Below are 15,183 nucleotides of genomic sequence, written 5' to 3'. Positions count from 1 at the left end.
CGTTTCCGGCCCATGGGAGCACCTCACCTGGGTCCCCACGAAAGCCGGATGGGGGTTCTTTGCGTTTCCGGCCCATGGGAGCACCTCACCTGGGTCCCCACGAAAGCCGGATGGGGGTTCTTTGCGTTTCCGGCCCATGGGAGCACCTCACCTGGGTCCTCACCTGGGTCCCCACGAAAGTTCGAAAAAGTTCGGCCGGCCATGTCGAGAACCCGTGGCTGGCTCCGTCCCCGGGGTGAGCGCGGCCACAATGGGTCGCACCAGCACCGAGGAGAACATCATGGCCAAGTACCTGCTGCTCAAGCACTACCGAGGCGCCCCGGCTCCGGTCAACAACGTGCCCATGGACCGATGGACGCCCGAGGAGATCTCGGCGCACGTGAAGTACATGCAGGACTTCGCAGACCGGCTGGAGAAGACCGGCGAGTTCGTCGAAGGCCTGGCACTCGCTCCCGAGGGGACGTTCGTCCGGTACGACGGCGAGGGGCGCCCGCCGGTGACCGACGGCCCGTTCGCCGAGACCAAGGACCTGATCGCCGGCTGGATGGTGATCGACGTCGACAGCTACGAGCGCGCCGTCGAGCTGGCCGGGGAACTGTCGGCCGCTCCTGGGGCGGGCGGGCGGCCGATCCACGAGTGGCTGGAGCTGCGTCCGTTCCTGGCCGCGCCGCCCACCGTCACCGAGTGACCTCCCCGGTGGACGAAGTCCTGCTCCGGAGCCTCGCGCCGAGCGTGCTCGGTATCCTCGTCCGCCGCGGAGCCGACTTCGCGGCGGCCGAGGATGCCGTGCAGGACGCCCTGGTCGAGGCGGTCCGCGTCTGGCCGGCCGATCCGCCGCGGGACCCGAAGGGCTGGCTGGTCACCGTGGCCTGGCGCCGGTTCCTCGACGGGGCCCGGGCGGACGCGGCCCGCCGCCGACGCGAGGACCGGGTCGAGGAGGAACCGGAGCCGGGGCCCGCGTCCGCGGTGGACGACACGCTCCAGCTCTACTTCCTGTGCGCGCACCCGTCGTTGACGCCGTCGTCGGCGGTCGCGCTCACGTTGCGCGCGGTGGGCGGGCTGACCACCCGCCAGATCGCCCAGGCCTACCTGGTGCCCGAGGCGACGATGGCCCAGCGAATCAGCCGGGCCAAGCGGACCGTCTCGGGGGTGCGGTTCGACCGGCCCGGCGATGTCGCCACCGTGCTGCGCGTCCTCTACCTGGTCTTCAACGAGGGCTACTCCGGGGACGTCGACCTCGCCGCCGAGGCCATCCGGCTGACCCGGCAGCTCGCGGAGGCGATCGACCACCCCGAGGTGGCGGGGCTGCTCGCGCTGATGCTGCTCCACCATGCCCGGCGCGGGACCCGGACCGCGTCCGACGGGAGCCTGGTGCCGCTCGCCGAGCAGGACCGTGGCCGGTGGGACACCGGGTTGATCGCCGAGGGCGTCGGGATCCTGCAAGCGGCCCTGGGCCGCGACCGGCTGGGCGAGTTCCAGGCCCAGGCCGCCATCGCGGCCCTCCATGCCGACGCGCCCAGCGCGGAGGAGACCGACCGGGTGCAGATCGTCGAGTGGTACGACGAGCTCGCCCGTCTGACGGAGAGCCCGGTCGTCCGGCTCAACCGCGCGGTGGCCGTCGGTGAGGCCGACGGGCCGCGCGCCGGGCTGGCGGCGCTCGGGGAGCTGGACGGTTCGCTGCCCCGCCACACGGCGGTGGCGGCGTACCTCCACGAGCGCGACGGCGACTTGGAGACGGCGGCCCGGCTGTACGCCGAGGCGGCCCACCAGGCCCCCAACCTCGCCGAGCGCGACCACCTCGTGCGCCAGGCCGCCCGGCTCAACTCCCGTCGGTCCGACTGACGGACCGAACAGGTGGCGCGGCGTCACCACGGCCTGCCCGTCGCAGGGATGGGACCAAGGGGCGGCACCGCCCGTACGGCGAGGCTCAGAGGCGGCCGGCGGCCTTGAGCGCGAGGTAGGTGTCGGCGAGGGCGGGGGCGAGCTGGGTGGGGGAGGCGTCGAGGACGGTGACGCCGTGGCGGGTGAGGAGGTCGGCGGTGGCGCGGCGGTCGGCGCGGGTCTGTTCGGCGGCGGCGGCGCCGTAGACGGCTTCCAGGGTGCCGCGGCCGGCGGCGAGGGCGTCCAGGTGGGGGTCGGCGACGGAGGCCAGGACGACCTCGTGGCGCTTGGTGAGCAGCGGCAGCAGCGGGCGCAGGCCGTCCTCGACCGGGGCCGTGTCGAGCCCGGTGAGCAGGACGATCAGCGAGCGGTGCGGTGCCATCTTGAGGGCGGTGGCGACCAGTGCGCGCATGTCGGTCTCGTGCAGGGCCGGTTGGAGGGAGGCCATCGCGTGGGTGAAGGCCGGCAGGATCTCGCTGGGCGAGCTGCCGGCGACCGCGACGCGCTTGCGGGCGTCGTGGGCGAGCAGGTCGACCCGGTCGCCGGCGCGGGTGGCGAGGGCGGTGAGCAGCAGGGCGGCGTCGAGGGCGGCGTCGAGGCGGGGTGCGTCGCCGACCCGGCCGGCGGAGGTGCGGCCCGTGTCGAGGACGACGAGGATGTGCCGGTCGCGTTCGGGGCGCCAGGTGCGGACGGCGACGGTGTTGCGTCGGGCGCTGGCCCGCCAGTCGATGGAGCGGACGTCGTCGCCGGGCAGGTACTCGCGCAGGGAGTCGAACTCGGTGCCCTGGCCCCTGGTCAGGACCGAGGTGCGGCCGTCGAGTTCGCGCAGCCGCGCGAGCCGGGAGGGCAGGTGCTTGCGGCTGTTGAACGGGGGCAGGGCGCGGACCGTCCAGGGCAGGTGGTGCGAGCCCTGGCGGCCGGCCAGGCCGAGCGGCCCGAGCGAACGGACCGTCACCCGCCGGGCGTGGTGGTCGCCGCGGCGGGTCGGGGTGAGCACGGTGGCGGCCCGCCGCCGCTCGCCGGCGGGGACGTGCAGGGTGTGCCGGGAGGCGGCCTCGGCGGTGCCCGGCCGCCAGGCGGACGGGGCCCAGGCGTCGCGGATCCGGGCCCGCAGGGGCCGCCCGGAGGGGTTGGTGACGGTCAGTTCGACGGAGGCGGGTTCGCCGAGCCGGACGGTGGTGTCGCCGCCCCGGCCGAGTTCCAGGCTGCGGACGGGGGCGGCGAGCACCAGGTCGATCACGGCGGCGAGCAGCACGGTGCCGGTGACGAGGCCGATCCCGGCCCAGGACGGCAGCAACAGGCCCACGACGAGCGTGCCGAGCGCGGCGAGCAGGGCGGTTCGCCCGGTGAGGGCCATGCGGTGCGCTCCTTCGGGAACGGGCGGTTCAGCGGGGGGCGGGCGTCTGGGTGAGGACGGCCTGGATGACGGAGTCGGCGGTGACGCCCTCCATCTCGGCCTCGGCGCGCAGCGCGACGCGGTGCCGCAGGGTGGGCAGGGCCAGGGCCTTGACGTCGTCGGGGGTGACGTAGTCGCGACCGGCGAGCCAGGCCCAGGCGCGGGAGGCGGCCAGCAGGGCGGTGGCACCGCGCGGGGAGACGCCGATGGACAGCGACGGGGACTGCCGGGTGGCCCGGCAGAGGTCGACGATGTACGCGAGGATCTCGGGGGAGACGGTCAGTTTGGCGATCTGCTCGCGGGCGGCGGCGAGGTGCGCGGGCCCGGCGACCGGGCGGACGCCGGCGGCGGCGAGGTCGCGGGGGTCGAAGCCGGCGGCGTGCCGGGACAGGACCTGGAACTCCTGGTCCCGGTCGGGCAGCGGCAGGACCAGCTTGAGCAGGAAGCGGTCCAGTTGGGCCTCGGGCAGCGGGTAGGTGCCCTCGTACTCGACCGGGTTCTGGGTCGCGGCGACCAGGAACGGGACGGGCAGCGCGCGCGGCACGCCGTCGACGGTGACCTGGTGCTCCTCCATGGCCTCCAGCAGGGCGGCCTGGGTCTTCGGCGGGGTGCGGTTGATCTCGTCGGCGAGCAGCAGGTTGGTGAAGACCGGGCCGGGCTGGAAGGAGAACTCGGCGGTGCGGGCGTCGTAGACGAGGGAGCCGGTGACGTCGCCGGGCATCAGGTCGGGGGTGAACTGGATGCGCTTGGTGTCCAGGTTGAGCGCGGTGGACAGGGTGCGGACCAGCAGGGTCTTGGCGACGCCGGGGACGCCCTCCAGCAGGACGTGGCCGCCGCAGAGCAGGGCGACGACGAGGCCGGTGACGGCGGCGTCCTGGCCGACCACGGCCTTGCCGATCTCGGCGCGCAGGGCGGTGAGCGCGGCGCGCGGGTCGGCGGCGGTGTCGGGGGTGCCCGGGGTGGCAGCCGCCGCGCCGGGGGTGCTGGACGGGGTGGCGGTGGCCTGTTCGGTCACGGGTTCCGTACCTGCCTTTCGAGGGCGTCGAGGTCGTCGGCGAGCCGCAGCAGTGCGGTGTCGTCGGTCGGGGGCGGGCCGAAGAGGAGGGCCCGGACGTCGCCGGCGGGCTGCTCGGGGAGGCGGTCGGCCACGGCCGCGCAGAGGGTGTCGGGGTCGGGCGCGCCGGCGTGGAGCGGGACGCCCAGGGCCGGGGCGAGGCGGTGCGCGGCGGCCCGGCGCAGGGCCTCGGCGGCGCGGCCGCGGGCCTTGGCCCGGCGGTAGAGCCGGGCGCGGCCCTCGGTGGTCTCGGCGGCGCGGACCACCACGGGCAGGTTCTCGCTGATCACGGGGCCGAGTCGGCGGCCGCGCCAGAGGGCGGTCAGGACGGCGGCGGCGGCGAGCTGGTAGCCGGCCCAGCGCCAGCCGTCCGGGATGTAGTCGCCGAAGGTCTTGTCCCGGGTGCCCTGGGCGAGCGGGACGCTGTAGTCGGGCAGGTGCCAGGTGAGGCGGGGCTGGGAGCCGAGCAGGCCGAGGGCGAGCGCGGCGTTGCCGTCCTTGGCGAGCTGCTCGTTGTGCAGGAAGGCGCCGGTGCCGAGCACGATGACGTCGCCGCCGGCGGTCGGGGCGCTGACCAGCGGGTAGCCGTGGCCGCGCGGGTAGCAGCCGGCGCCGCGGCTGCCGCTGGTGTAGAGCATTCCGCCGATCTCGGCGCTGCCGGCCCGCACGGCCTCGGTGAGTGGGCACTGTGCGGCGGTGCTGCGGACGGAGGCGTAGGAGGGTCCGCCGTCCTCGTCGGAGGGGCGGATGCCGGGGGCCAGGGCGCTGAGTGCGGCCGGGCCGGGGGCGATGAGGACGAGCCGGCTGTGCCGGGCTGCGGCGATGGCGCGCAGTTCGGCGGGGCCGAGCAGGTCGGGCTCGGGCAGGACGAGGGTGTCGGCGCCGCCCGGGTGGCCGGTGAGGTCGGTGGTGAGGTCGGTCTTGAGGCCCTGGTGTTCGAGCAGCGCGAGGACGGCGTGGCTGCCGTCCTGGTCGTAGGAGCGCGGGTCGAGCGGCGGGTAGCGGCGGTCCTGGCCGAGGGCGGCCACGGCGGTGGCGCCGATCAGCAGGATGGCGAGGACGAGCAGGTACCAGCGGGCCCGGCGCCAGAGGCCGCGGCTGGTGGGGGCGAGGCTGGTCGTGGCCGTCCCATCGGGGACAGGGGTGGCGGGCGGCTGCGGCGCGGGCGGCGCGGGGGTGGTGCTGGTCATGCCGCTCCTCCCAGGGCCGGGCGGGCGCGTTCCAGGGTCCGGTCGAGCTCGCGCAGCAGCTGGTACGCGGCCTGGTCGGCGGTGCGCTCGCCGTAGGCGATGTCGTCGAAGGTGCGGGCGGCGGCGGCCAGGGCGGCGGCGTGGTCGGGCAGGGCCCGGCCGGCCTCGGTGGCGGCCTCGTCGGCGGTGCGGCCGGGGCGGACGTCGAGCAGGGTGCGTTCCTCCAGGGCCCGGACCAGGGCTCGCATCTGCGCGCGGACGGCCTCGTTCCAGTGCCCGGCGGCGGCGTGCCGTTCGGCGTCGGCCCGGTACTGGCCGGCGCCGCGCGGTCCTTCGACGCCGTAGACGTCGAGGACGGTGCGGGCCGCGCGCCGCGGCGCGCCGAGGCGCCACCAGAGGGCGGCGCCGATCAGCACGGCGACGATCAGGAAGAGCACCAGACCGGTGGTGCCGCTGGTGCCGCTGCCGGAGATGCTGTCGAGCGCGTCGGTGATGTGGTCGTTGAGCCAGGTCATGACCCGTTCCAGGACGCTCGGGTCGTGCTTGTGGTACTCGGCGTTGAGCAGCTCGTCGCGGGCGGCGTCGCGGGCCGGGTCACGCGGGACGGTGACCGGGGCGCCGCCCGCGACGAGGAGCCTGTCCCCCCAGGTAGGCATCCGGGTCAGCGCCTCGCGGGGGGTCGGCCGGCCTGGTCGCCCCAGCCGGTGGCGCCGGGCTCGGCGAGGCCGGCGGCGCGGGCGAGTTCGATGTCCAGGGCCTCGCGGCGGATCCGCTGGTCCACGTAGACGAGGACGCCGAGGGCGGCCCGGAAGGGGATGGTGAGGGTGGCGGCGATGATGCCGGCGATCGCGGTGGTGATCAGCATCGCGGTGGGCTCGTGGGCCGCGCTGAGGTCGACCTGGCGGTCGAGGTCGCTGAAACCGAGGACGAGTCCGGCGAAGCGGAACGGGATCGCGATGACCATGGCGACGATGAGGGTCAGCACCTCGCCGAGCAGCGAGATGCCGAAGATGCGCCACCAGGAGCCGTGGGTCAGGCGCCGGGAGCGGGACAGCGCGGTCCGCACGCCCTGCTTCTCCAGCATCAGGGCGGGGGCGGCCAGGCTGAACCGGATCCACAACCAGAACCCGACCGGGATGGTCAGGATGCCGACGAGGAAGAGCAGGGCCTCCGTCTCGGGGGTGCCCGCCGAGCCGGAGGCGTAGAAGTACCAGGGGCTGAAGCCGAGCAGCACCACGCCGCCGGACATCAGGCCGGTGAGCAGGGTCAGCCCGAGCAGCTGCGGCAGCCGGCGGCGGGCGTCGCGCCAGGCGTCCCCGGCGTTCGCGGACTGCCCGAGGACGGCGCGGCTGACGACCATGGTGAGCAGCGCGGTCGCGAGCACACCGAGCAGCACCGTCAGCGGCATCGAGGCGAGCATGGTCGTCACCTGGGTGGCGGGGCCGGTCTTGCCCTTGACCAGCAGCTCGGCGGCGACGTTGCCGGCCTGCTCGACGACGGCGATGCCGAGGGAGAGGGCGAGGGTCGTCCGCCAGTGCTTGCGGATGGTGGCGACGGAGCCGTCGAGGAGTTCGCCGAGTCCGAGCGGGCGCAGCGGGATGACGCCGGGCTTGGGGCTCTGCGGAGCGCCCCAGCCGTAGGGCTGGTGGCCGCCCGGTGCGGGCCGGCTCCAGCCGGGCCGGGCCTGCTGGCCGTTCCAGTCGGGGGCGGGGGCGCCCTGCGGTGGTGCCGACGGCCCGGGCACGGCGGCGGGCGCGTCGGCCGGGGGCCGGGCGTCGTCGCGGGGCGGCTCGGGCGAGCCGGGCGAGGCCCACCCCGGAGTGTCGGTCATCACTGCTCCTCGGAGGGGCGTCACGGGCGCGGTTCCGGGCGGATCTTTCGCCCGCGCGCAGCGCCCATCGTGCCATGGGGCCCGGGGAGGCCCCGTGGGTATCCGGCCGCTGATCGGAAACGGGGGCCTTCCGGTGGTCGGGCGGCGGGCCGCGGACCGTTCGGAGACGTTCCTGCCGGGCACATTCGACCGGTATGGCCGGAATTAACCGGTGGGGGGAGTTGGCCGTTGTGGAGCATTGGCACTGCTGTGCGGCAGGTCACAATCCGGTAATGAGAGGATGGACGCATGAAGGGACGCGTCCTCGTCGTTGATGACGACTCCGCACTGGCCGAGATGCTCGGTATCGTGCTGCGTGGTGAGGGTTTTGAGCCGTTTTTCGTCGCGGATGGGGACAGGGCGCTAGCCGCGTTCCGGGAGACCAAGCCCGACCTGGTCCTGCTCGACCTGATGCTGCCCGGTCGGGACGGTATCGACGTCTGCCGGCAGATCCGGGCGGAGTCCGGCATTCCGATCGTCATGCTGACCGCGAAGACCGACACGGTCGACGTCGTGGTGGGCCTGGAGTCGGGTGCCGACGACTACGTCACCAAGCCGTTCAAGCCCAAGGAGCTGGTGGCCCGGGTGCGTGCCCGGCTGCGCCGTGCCGAGGAGCCGACGCCCGAGCAGCTGACCATCGGCGACCTGGTGATCGACGTGGCCGGCCACTCGGTGAAGCGGGACGGCCGGGGCATCCCGCTGACCCCGCTGGAGTTCGACCTGCTGGTCGCGCTGGCCCGCAAGCCCTGGCAGGTGTTCACCCGCGAGGTGCTGCTGGAGCAGGTCTGGGGCTACCGGCACGCGGCGGACACCCGCCTGGTCAACGTCCACGTGCAGCGCCTGCGGTCCAAGATCGAGAAGGACCCGGAGCGCCCCGAGATCGTGGTGACCGTCCGTGGCGTCGGCTACAAGGCCGGACCCAGCTGACGTGACGCACCTGGCTGACGAAGCCCCGTCGGGTTCCGCGACCGACGGGGCCGACGCGGTTCGCGGGTCCGTGCTGAGTTCGACCACCCGCCGCCGGCGCCGGGCGGCCGCGTACGCGCTGCTGACCCGTCAGCTGCGCCGGCCCGCGCGCCGGGTGACGGCGCTGTACCGCCGGTCGATCCAGCTGCGCGTGGTGGCGGTCTCGCTGCTCGCCTCCATCGCGGTCGTCCTGGTGCTCGGCGTGGTCGTGATGGCGCAGGTGCGCACCGGCCTGCTCGGTACCAAGATGGCGGCCGCCCGCGAGCAGGCCAGGATCGGGTTCCAGGCGGAACTGAAGAAGATCGACGAGGCGAAGGACCAGCGGCTGCGGGTCGGCGCCACGCCCGACCCCACCATCGAGGAGACCGGCACCTGGCTGCTGCGCCAGGTCAACGACCTGGCCGCGAGCGGGCAGACCGTCTACTCGGTGATCGCGATGGCCGCCGGCACGGACGCCATCGTCCCGGAGAACGGCTTCGCGCCGCGCTTCTCGGGCGACATCCTGCCCAGCAGCGTCCCGGACACCCTGCGGGACAGGGTCCACTCCGAGCCCGGCCAGATGTTCGACCAGCCGGCCCGGATCCACCGGGCGGACGAGCGGACCGAGCCCGGGCTGGCCCTCGGCATGCAGTTCACCGGCCCGGCCGGCAACAGCTACCAGATGTTCTACGTGTTCTCCTTCGGCCAGGAGACCGACACCCTCGACCTGATCACCGGCACCCTGGCGACCGCCGGCGTGTTCGTGGTGATCCTGATGGGCGGCATCGCCTGGGTCGTGGTGCGCCAGGTGGTCACCCCGGTCCGGATGGCCGCCGGCATCTCCGAGCGGCTCGCCGACGGGCACCTGGAAGAGCGGATGAAGGTCACCGGTACGGACGACATCGCCCGCCTCGGCGAGTCGTTCAACCGGATGGCCAACGCCCTCCAGGCCCAGATCCGCCAGCTGGAGGAGCTGTCCCGGGTGCAGCGGCGCTTCGTCTCCGATGTCTCGCACGAGCTGCGCACCCCGCTGACCACGGTCCGGATGGCCGCGGACCTCATCTACGACAGCCGCGAGGACCTGGACCCGATGGCGGCCCGCTCGGCGGAGCTGTTGCAGGGCCAGCTGGACCGCTTCGAGTCGCTGCTCGCCGACCTGCTGGAGATCAGCCGCTTCGACGCCGGCGCCGCGATCCTGGACGGCGAGCCGGTCGACCTGCGCGACATCGTCGCCCGGGTGGTGGAGGCCGCCGACCCGCTGGCCCAGGCCAAGGGCAGTGCGGTGGTGATCCGCGGCGACGGCGAGCCGGTCGTCGCCGAGGTGGACTCCCGCCGGATCGAGCGCATCCTGCGCAACCTGGTGGTCAACGCCCTGGAGCACGGTGAGGGACGCGACGTGGTGGTCCGGCTGGGCTCGGCCGACGGCGCGGTCGCGGTCGGCGTGCGCGACTACGGCATCGGCCTCAAGCCGGGCGAGGCGTCCCGGGTGTTCCACCGCTTCTGGCGGGCCGACCCGTCCCGGGTGCGGACCACCGGCGGCACCGGCCTCGGCCTGTCCATCGCCGTCGAGGACGCGCACCTGCACGGCGGCTGGCTGCAGGCCTGGGGCGAGCCCGGCGGCGGGTCGCACTTCCGGCTCACCCTGCCGCGCACCCGGGGCGGCGAGATCAGCCGGGCGCCGTTCCGGCTGGAGCCGGAGGACTCCCGCAACAACCGGGGCCTGGGCACCTACGGCGTGCCGTACCGGCGGGCGATCAGCCCGCCCGGCGCGACCGCGATGACCGCGGCCGAGGAGCAGGCGGAGACGCCGGAGGGGCCCGTCAACGGTTTCGGCAGCGGGCTCGGCGGGGTGCTGAACATCGGCCCCGACCTGGGCAAGCGCCGGCTGCCCGAAGGGCCGCGCGCGGACCCCTCGGACGTTCGGACGGCGGGGACCGGGTACGGTGCCACCGGCGCCCAGGTGATGGTGGACCCGACGCCCGGACGGCCGTCGGTGGCACAGCGGACGGCGGAGCCGGACGTGACGGGCGGGACGGACCTGGAGGGGTCGCAGCGTGCGAAGGACGAGCAGCAGGACTGAGCCGCGGTTCACGGCGGTGGCCGGCGTGGTGCTCGGCGCCCTGGTGGCGAGCGGCTGCGCGGCCATGCCGGATTCCGGCGGCATCTCCCGGGTGGAGCTGTCGCAGGGTGCGGCCGACAAGAACCTGCAGGCCAAGGTGTACCCGGTGGCGCCGGCCAAGGGCGCCAAGCCGCGTGCCCTGCTGACCGGGTTCCTGGACGCGGTGACCGCCGACGAGGGGTACGAGACCGCGCGTCAGTACCTCACCGAGAACGCCTCCGCGCACTGGAACCCGGACGCCGGCATCCAGGTGCTCTCCGCCGCCACCCCGAACCTCCCGGCCGGCCAGGAGATCGCCGACACCGACACCAGCGTCTCCGCGACGGTGACCGGGTCGCTGATCGCCAGGATCGACGAGAAGCACTCGTACCTGGCCGAGGGGCAGCGGGACGTCTCGGCGGACTTCACCCTCGTCCGGGAGAAGGACGGCGAGTGGCGGATCGACCGGCTGCCGGCCGGAGTGATCATGAACGAGACCAACTTCAACAACAGCTACCGCCAGGTCGACCGGTACTTCTACACCACGCCGGACCCGTCCTCGACCGTCACCGGGAGCGCCGGCCAGCAGGTCCTGATCCCCGACCCGATCTACCTGCGGCGCCGGACAGACCCGCTGACCGCCGCGGCCAAGGCCCTGGTCGCCGGGCCCTCGACCTGGCTCGCGCCGGTCGCCCGGACGTCCTTCCCGAGCGGCGTCAGCGTCGAGCGGGTGAGCGTCGACGACGGCCGGATCGCCCACGTGCAGCTCGGCGGGGCGGACGTCAGCGAACCGGTGTCCTGCCGGCGGATGGCGACCCAGCTCTTCTACACCCTCGCCGACCAGGGCAAGGGACAGGTCGAACGGCTGGAGCTCAAGGGCCAGCGGGGCAACTGCTTCGCCAGCCGCAACGACCTGCCGGCCACCGGCCCCGGCGCCCTGGCCGGGCCGCTGCCCGCGCAGCAGTACTACCAGCGCGCCGACAACGGCCTCCTGATGGTCACCGACGAGCAGCGCAACGGCGAGCCGGTGCGCGGCGTCCTCGGCAAGCCGCAGCCGGCCGGCAAGGCGCCGCTCGGCGCCATGGCCGTCAACCGGGACGGCTCCCGGGCCGCCGCGATCAGCGGGGACGGCCACCAGCTCTACTCGGTGCCGCTGGCGGACAGCGCGGTGGCGCTGCCCGACCCGGTGCTCACCTCGCCGGTGAAGACCGCCGACAAGGAGGACGGCCTCGCCTCGCCCAGCTGGGACGGCCGCGGCGACCTCTGGGTGGTGGACCGCAACCCGCAGGGCCCGCGGGTGGTGATGGTCCGCGGCAACCGGACGTACCCCGTCGCGGTCGAGGGGCTGGACGGGCAGACCGTGCAGGCCCTGAAGATCTCCTCGGACGGCGCCCGGGCCGCCCTGGTGGTCAAGACCGCGGGCGTGCCCAGCCGCTCGCTGTACTTCGGCCTGGTGGTGCACGGCGGCACCCCGGAGGCGCCGACCGCGCGGATCACCGGCCTGCGCCGGGCGGCCCCCTCGCTCACCGACGTCGCCTCGGTCTCCTGGGCGGAGGCCGACCAGCTGCTGGTGCTCGGCAAGGAGGCCGACCGGATCAAGCAGCTGTACTACATCGGCACCGACGGCACGCAGAGCGCCGACACCACGCTGCAGGCCGAGAACATGCTCACCGTCTCGGCCTCCGAGTCCCGGGGCAACGTCCTGGCCCAGGCGCCGTCGGTGCTCGCGGCGGCCGGAGGCGCGATCTACCGGCTGATCGGCAGTCAGTGGCGCGAGGTCCAGTTGGCCGACAAGGCCGGGTCCTTCTTCTACGCGGGCTAGGAACCCGCCGGTCACGGCCTGACGTCACGATTCCTGATGCCCCGTCGGGCCGTTCGGCGCCTCAGGCGGGTCGGTGGGCGGTCGCGGCGACCGCGGCGCCCGCCCGGGCGGGCAGTCCGGCGTCCGCCAGTGCCCGGGCCGCCTCGGCGAGGCTGGCACCGGTGGTCACCAGGTCGTCCACCAGGACCGGTTGACGGCCCAGCAGGTCGCGTCGGGCGCGCGGCAGCACGGTGAGCGCGCCGTGCAGGTTGCGGTGGCGCTCGGCCGCGCTCAGCCCGGCCTGGTCGGCGACCGGGCGGGCGTGCCGCAGCAGCGGCTCGGCCCGGGCGTCCAGGCCGCACCGGCGCAGCGAGCGGGCGGCGGCCCCGGCCAGCCGCAGCGTCGGGTCGTGGCCGCGGGCGCGGACGGCGGAGCGGGCCGAGGGCATCGGGACCAGCAGCAGCGGCGCGGTCCCGGCGCGCGGCCCCAGGGCGGAGCGGACGGCCCGGCCGAGCGCCTCGCCGAGCGGGCCCGCCAACCGCAGCGCGCCGCGCTCCTTGTGGGCGAGCAGCAACTGCCGGACGGGGTCGGCGTACGGGGTGGCGGCGTGCGCCCAGGGCAGCAGCGTGGGGCCGGGCCGGGTGGAGCCCAGCGCGTGCCGGCAGGCCGGGCAGAGCTGGGTGCGTTCGGCACCGCAGCCGGCGCAGCGGGCCGGCACCAGGACGTCCAGCAGTCCGGCCAGTGCGTGGCCGAACGGCCCTTGGGCGGACGGCGGACAGGTGGGGGCGGAGGGTGGTGGCACGGCTGCTCCTGGCGACGGCAGGCACGGAGAGTGAGCAAAGGATGCGCCGTACGGGGGGTGTTGTCCAGGTATTTACCCGTGCTTCACTCGCAAGAGGGTAGACAGGGTCCAACAGCTTGACCGCCCGCCCGCAGTATCGGGTCATACCCGGCTCCGCGCCTGGGGAGGCGAAAACCCCGTGTGAGGTGTTCGATAAAGCTCCAAGGGGTTTCAACCGTCCCTGGTGGGGAGGAAGTGAGGTGAGGGCCAGTCGTTTCCCGCCGCTGGCGGCGGGGGCGGGGGGCCGGCAGTGGATGGGCTGGTCCAGCTGGGTCTCAGTCCGGTCCGGTAGCACCCGGATCGGCGTCAGCACGAGGGATCGGAGTTCTGCGTGGACATCGTCGTCAAGGGCCGCAAGACCGAGGTGCCCAAGAGGTTCCGCGAGCACGTGGCCGAGAAGCTGGAGAAGGTCCAGAAGTTCGACGGCAAGGTGATCAGCCTCGACGTCGAGGTGTCCAAGGAGCACAACCCGCGGCAGGCCGACCGGTCCGAGCGGGTGGAGATCACTCTCCGTACCCGTGGGCCGGTGATCCGGGCCGAAGCCGCCGCCGCCGACCCGTACGCGGCGCTCGACCTGGCCTCGGCGAAGCTCGACGCCCAGCTGCGCAAGTCCGCGGACCGGCGCCGAGTGCACAAGGGCGGCAACGGCCGCACCCCCATCAGCGTCGCCGAGGCGACCGCGGCGCTGGCCGCGCTGCCGGACACGGCGGCGCCGGAGGGCGAGACCAACGGGGCCGTCCGCAAGACCATGATGGGATCCCTGGAAGTGGAGGGCGAAGGCCCGCTGGTGGTCCGGGAGAAGACCCACCCGGCCGCCCCCATGGCGCTGGACCAGGCGCTGTACGAGATGGAACTGGTCGGCCACGACTTCTACCTCTTCGTGGAGAAGGACAGCGGCCTGCCGAGCGTCGTCTACCGCCGTCGCGGCTACCACTACGGCGTCATCCACCTGGAGACCGACGGGTCGGCCGGCTCGGGCAGTGGTGCGGGCGGGGCGATCGGCGAAAGCGACGACGAGGACTGACCGTCCGAAGACAATCCTGGAGGGGTGACCCCGGCGGCCGAGTCCGCCGGGGTCACCGGCGTTTCGGGGCAGGGCGGGTGGAGCGGGAGTCGAGGGCGGGCCCGGGAGGTCACCCGATGCGGAACGGTGGCGTCGGAGGGTGACCGCAACGGCCGCGCGGCGTGGAATGATTGGCGCACGACGACCCGCGAAGGGGGAGGAGCGGATGGGGGATCACTTCGGGCTGGGGCCCGCTACGGGGCCGGTCACCGGACTGTCACCGGGACCGGAGGAGGAACCCGCGTACGCGCCGCACCGGGGTGAGCCGATCCGCGTGCTGGTGGTGGACGACCACGCGCTGTTCCGCCGGGGACTGGAGATCGTGCTCGCGGAGGAGCCGGACATCAAGGTCGTCGGCGAGGCCGGCGACGGCGCCGAGGCCGTGCTGAAGGCTGCCGACCTGCTGCCGGACATCATCCTGATGGACGTCCGGATGCCGCGCCGCAGCGGGATCGAGGCCTGCACCGCGATCAAGGACGTGGCACCCAGCACCAAGATCATCATGTTGACGATAAGCGACGAGGAGGCCGACCTCTACGAGGCGATCAAGGCGGGCGCCACCGGCTACCTGCTGAAGGAGATCTCCACCGACGAGGTCGCCACCGCGATCCGCGCGGTCGCCGACGGGCAGTCCCAGATCAGCCCGTCGATGGCGTCCAAGCTGCTCACCGAGTTCAAGTCGATGATCCAGCGCCGCTCCGACGACCGGGACCTGGTGCCCGCACCCCGGCTCACCGACCGGGAGTTGGAGGTGCTCAAGCTGGTGGCGACCGGGATGAACAACCGGGAGATCGCCAAGGAGCTGTTCATCAGCGAGAACACCGTGAAGAACCACGTGCGCAACATCCTGGAGAAGCTCCAACTGCACTCCAGGATGGAGGCCGTGGTGTACGCGATGCGCGAGAAGATCCTCGAAATAGGGTGACCCGGCTGCGCCTTGTGCCCGCGGCACTAGGGCGCGTATTCGGTCGTGATCAATCTGCGCGATTTACCTTCGCAGCGGGTCCAGTTCCGGTAAACCGTGGTGCGTGACGCGAGCGCAAC

The 15,183-nt window shown here is 73.9% G+C and carries 13 protein-coding genes; 7 read left to right on the top strand and 6 right to left on the bottom strand.

Annotated features, from left to right (window positions below; genetic code table 11):
* Positions 1-280 precede the first annotated feature (280 nt).
* Both ABT015_RS37355 and ABT015_RS37350 read left to right on the top strand, forming a co-directional pair.
* Positions 281-688: a YciI family protein gene (locus tag ABT015_RS37355; protein ID WP_350887649.1), complete on the top strand. Its 408-nt coding sequence runs from the start codon at positions 281-283 to the stop codon at positions 686-688.
* Between the two features lie 8 nt (positions 689-696).
* Positions 697-1,842 carry an RNA polymerase sigma factor gene (locus ABT015_RS37350; RefSeq protein WP_350887646.1) on the top strand — a complete coding sequence of 382 codons (1,146 nt, stop codon included), beginning with the start codon at positions 697-699 and terminating at the stop codon, positions 1,840-1,842.
* A gap of 85 nt (positions 1,843-1,927) precedes the next feature.
* Here the strand turns inward: ABT015_RS37350 and ABT015_RS37345 are convergent, their stop codons facing one another.
* The 5 genes from ABT015_RS37345 to ABT015_RS37325 all read right to left on the bottom strand — a co-directional run bounded on the left by ABT015_RS37345 (position 1,928) and on the right by ABT015_RS37325 (position 7,352).
* On the bottom strand, positions 1,928-3,238 hold the full coding sequence (locus tag ABT015_RS37345) for a DUF58 domain-containing protein (RefSeq protein ID WP_350887639.1): 1,311 nt from the start codon (positions 3,236-3,238) through the stop codon (positions 1,928-1,930).
* A 28-nt stretch (positions 3,239-3,266) separates the two neighbouring features.
* The gene (locus ABT015_RS37340) at positions 3,267-4,187 is read right to left on the bottom strand and encodes an AAA family ATPase (RefSeq protein ID WP_350887643.1); all 921 of its coding nucleotides are present in this window, start codon (positions 4,185-4,187) and stop codon (positions 3,267-3,269) included.
* 101 nt (positions 4,188-4,288) lie between these two features.
* The gene (locus ABT015_RS37335; RefSeq protein WP_350887636.1) at positions 4,289-5,521 is read right to left on the bottom strand and encodes a DUF4350 domain-containing protein; all 1,233 of its coding nucleotides are present in this window, start codon (positions 5,519-5,521) and stop codon (positions 4,289-4,291) included.
* On the bottom strand, positions 5,518-6,177 hold the full coding sequence (locus ABT015_RS37330; protein WP_350887633.1) for a DUF4129 domain-containing protein: 660 nt from the start codon (positions 6,175-6,177) through the stop codon (positions 5,518-5,520). The genes ABT015_RS37335 and ABT015_RS37330 overlap by 4 nt, the downstream gene beginning before the upstream one ends.
* A 5-nt stretch (positions 6,178-6,182) precedes the next feature.
* Positions 6,183-7,352: a DUF7847 domain-containing protein gene (locus ABT015_RS37325; protein WP_350887631.1), complete on the bottom strand. Its 1,170-nt coding sequence runs from the start codon at positions 7,350-7,352 to the stop codon at positions 6,183-6,185.
* A 288-nt stretch (positions 7,353-7,640) separates the two neighbouring features.
* Here ABT015_RS37325 and mtrA point away from each other — a divergent pair, with 288 nt between their 5' ends.
* From mtrA to ABT015_RS37310, 3 genes are all read left to right on the top strand, one after another.
* Positions 7,641-8,318 carry an MtrAB system response regulator MtrA gene (mtrA, locus tag ABT015_RS37320; RefSeq protein WP_030247322.1) on the top strand — a complete coding sequence of 226 codons (678 nt, stop codon included), beginning with the start codon at positions 7,641-7,643 and terminating at the stop codon, positions 8,316-8,318.
* A 70-nt stretch (positions 8,319-8,388) separates the two neighbouring features.
* Complete coding sequence (gene mtrB / locus ABT015_RS37315) at positions 8,389-10,416, top strand: MtrAB system histidine kinase MtrB (protein ID WP_350887628.1); 2,028 nt, start codon at positions 8,389-8,391, stop codon at positions 10,414-10,416.
* Positions 10,391-12,256: an LpqB family beta-propeller domain-containing protein gene (locus ABT015_RS37310; RefSeq protein ID WP_350887626.1), complete on the top strand. Its 1,866-nt coding sequence runs from the start codon at positions 10,391-10,393 to the stop codon at positions 12,254-12,256. The genes mtrB and ABT015_RS37310 overlap by 26 nt, the downstream gene beginning before the upstream one ends.
* 61 nt (positions 12,257-12,317) lie before the next feature.
* Here the strand turns inward: ABT015_RS37310 and ABT015_RS37305 are convergent, their stop codons facing one another.
* Positions 12,318-13,037: a ComF family protein gene (locus ABT015_RS37305; protein ID WP_350887623.1), complete on the bottom strand. Its 720-nt coding sequence runs from the start codon at positions 13,035-13,037 to the stop codon at positions 12,318-12,320.
* A gap of 370 nt (positions 13,038-13,407) precedes the next feature.
* Between ABT015_RS37305 and hpf the strand changes: the two genes are divergently transcribed.
* Positions 13,408-14,100, top strand: a complete 693-nt coding sequence (gene hpf / locus ABT015_RS37300; protein WP_350887620.1) for a ribosome hibernation-promoting factor, HPF/YfiA family — start codon at positions 13,408-13,410, stop codon at positions 14,098-14,100.
* 205 nt (positions 14,101-14,305) lie between these two features.
* Complete coding sequence (locus tag ABT015_RS37295; protein ID WP_079135841.1) at positions 14,306-15,064, top strand: response regulator; 759 nt, start codon at positions 14,306-14,308, stop codon at positions 15,062-15,064.
* Positions 15,065-15,183: the final 119 nt, after the last annotated feature.

This window comes from Kitasatospora sp. NPDC094016 (assembly GCF_040304045.1).
GTDB lineage: Bacteria > Actinomycetota > Actinomycetes > Streptomycetales > Streptomycetaceae > Kitasatospora.
Note: the sequence above shows the minus strand (reverse complement) of the source record. Positions and strands in the feature narration are given on the sequence as shown.

Bases quoted from the DNA above. Each gene is read 5' to 3' on its own strand.
- ABT015_RS37355 (WP_350887649.1), top strand. From the start codon at position 281: ATGGCCAAGTACCTGCTGCTCAAGCACTACCGAGGCGCCCCGGCTCCG.
- ABT015_RS37345 (WP_350887639.1), bottom strand. From the start codon at position 3,238: ATGGCCCTCACCGGGCGAACCGCCCTGCTCGCCGCGCTCGGCACGCTC.
- ABT015_RS37335 (WP_350887636.1), bottom strand. From the start codon at position 5,521: ATGACCAGCACCACCCCCGCGCCGCCCGCGCCGCAGCCGCCCGCCACC.
- ABT015_RS37330 (WP_350887633.1), bottom strand. From the start codon at position 6,177: ATGCCTACCTGGGGGGACAGGCTCCTCGTCGCGGGCGGCGCCCCGGTC.
- ABT015_RS37325 (WP_350887631.1), bottom strand. From the start codon at position 7,352: ATGACCGACACTCCGGGGTGGGCCTCGCCCGGCTCGCCCGAGCCGCCC.
- mtrA (WP_030247322.1), top strand. From the start codon at position 7,641: ATGAAGGGACGCGTCCTCGTCGTTGATGACGACTCCGCACTGGCCGAG.
- ABT015_RS37295 (WP_079135841.1), top strand. From the start codon at position 14,306: ATGGGGGATCACTTCGGGCTGGGGCCCGCTACGGGGCCGGTCACCGGA.